At 73.9% G+C, this 1,998-nt stretch carries 2 protein-coding genes; both read left to right on the top strand.

Annotated features, from left to right (window positions below; translation table 11 throughout):
* On the top strand, positions 1 to 226 hold a 226-nt coding region (locus tag D180_RS16845), incomplete at its 5' end, for a 4-alpha-glucanotransferase (RefSeq protein ID WP_043091216.1).
* The coding region (gene treY, locus D180_RS16840; RefSeq protein WP_043091217.1) for a malto-oligosyltrehalose synthase at positions 223 to 1,998 on the top strand (1,776 nt) is incomplete at its 3' end. The genes D180_RS16845 and treY, both read left to right, overlap by 4 nt.

The raw sequence follows: 1,998 nt of genomic DNA, 5'->3' as shown, positions 1-1,998 counted from the left end.
CGCCACGCCGTCGCCGCTGGCCCTGCTGCCGGCCGAGGACGCGCTGGGCCTGGACCAGCAACCCAACCTGCCCGGCACCGTCGACGGCCACCCGAACTGGCGCCGGCGCCTGCCCGCGCCCGATGCCGCAGCGACCGCGGCCACCCTCGCCACGCGCCTGGATGCCTTCGCCCAGACCCGCCAATCCACCGCCACCGCCGCGCAAGGAGCCGACGCATGCGCATGATTCCCCTGCGGGCCACCGCCCGCCTGCAGCTGCATGCCGGTTTCACCCTGCTCGATGCCGCCGCACAGGTGCCGTATTACGCCGGGCTGGGCATCAGCCACCTGTATCTGTCGCCGATCGGCACCGCCGTCCCCGGCTCCACCCACGGCTACGACGTCACCGACCCGCGCCAGGTCAATCCCGAACTCGGCGGCGAGCCGGCGCTGCTGCACCTGTCCGAGCGCGCGCGCAGCCACGGCATGGGCCTGATCCTGGACATCGTGCCCAACCACATGGCCACCCACCCGAGCAATCCGTGGTGGTGGGACGTGCTCACCCATGGCCGGCGCAGCCGCCATGCCGGCTGGTTCGACATCGACTGGCGCGCGCCCGGGCGCGAGGGCAAGCTGTGGTTGCCGGTGCTGGACCGCCCCTATGCGCAGGCGCTGAGCGAAGGCGCGCTGCAGCTGCAGGTGGCCGAGGACGGCAGCGTGGTCCTGCTGCACCACGACCAGCGCTTCCCGATCCGCCTGGACGGCGCCATCGCCCAGGAACCGGCCAGCGCGCGCCCGGCCTGGGCCGCCCGGCTCAACGACGCCGCGCGGCTGGGCGACGACGCCCTGCACCGGCTGATCGAACGCCAGTGCTATCGCCTGGCCTGGTGGCGGGTCGGCAACGACATGCTCAACTACCGCCGCTTTTTCGACATCACTTCGCTGGCGGCGTTGCGGGTGGAGCAGAACGACGTGTTCGCCGCGGTCCACGAGCTGCCGCTGCGGCTGGTCGCCGAGGGCCATCTGGATGGCGTGCGGGTCGACCATGTCGACGGCCTGGCCGACCCCACCGGCTACGTGCAGCGGCTGCGCACGCAACTGGACCGCGCCGGCCGCCGCCGCGGCATCGCCCCGGGCGGCATCGCCCTGTATCTGGAAAAGATCCTGGCGCCGCACGAGCAGTTGCGCAGCGACTGGCCCTGCGACGGCACCACCGGCTACGACTTCATGGACCAGGTCGCCGCGGTGCTGCACGACCCGGCCGGCGCCGAACCGCTGACCGCGCTGTGGCGGCGCTGGAGCGGGCGCAGCGGCGACTTCGGCCAGGAGCAGCGCGCCGCGCGCGACGAGATCCTGCAGGGTTCGCTGCAGGCCGAGTTCGTGCGCACCGTGCAGGCGCTGGGCGCCGCCGCGCACCTGGATCCGCTGACCCGCGAGTTCAGCCCGCAGATGCTGGCGCGCGGGCTGATGGCCTTGCTGCGGCACTTCGAGGTGTACCGCACCTATGCCGGGCCCGATGGCCTGGACGACGACGACGCTGCGCGCCTGGCCGAGGCCGCGCAGCGTGCGCGTGCCGGCGCCGAGCCGCGGGTGTGCGCGGCGATCGATGCGATCGAGCGCTGGAGCCGCGACGGCCGCGGCACCGGCAAGGCGCAGGTGGCGCTGCGGCGGATCGTGCGCCGGCGCCTGGAACAACTGTCGGCACCGCTCAACGCCAAGTCGGTGGAGGACACCTCCTTCTACCGCCACGGCGTGCTGCTCTCGCGCAACGAAGTCGGCAGCGAGCCGGACGTGTTCGCGGTGACGCCGGAGGCGTTCCACGCGGCCAACGCCGTGCGCGCGCAGCGCTATCCGCGCGCGCTGCTGGCCACCGCCACCCACGACCACAAGCGCGGCGAAGACGTGCGCATGCGCCTGGCCGCGCTCAGCGCGCAGGCGCCGTGGTGGGAGGCGCAGGTGGGGCGGTTCCAGGCGCTGTCGGCGGACCTGCTGCCGGCCGGCAGCGCCGCGCCGCTGCCC

This window comes from Xanthomonas sp. SHU 166, assembly GCF_000364685.1.
Classification (GTDB): domain Bacteria; phylum Pseudomonadota; class Gammaproteobacteria; order Xanthomonadales; family Xanthomonadaceae; genus Xanthomonas_A; species Xanthomonas_A sontii.
This window is presented reverse-complemented; position numbering and strand designations above follow the sequence as displayed.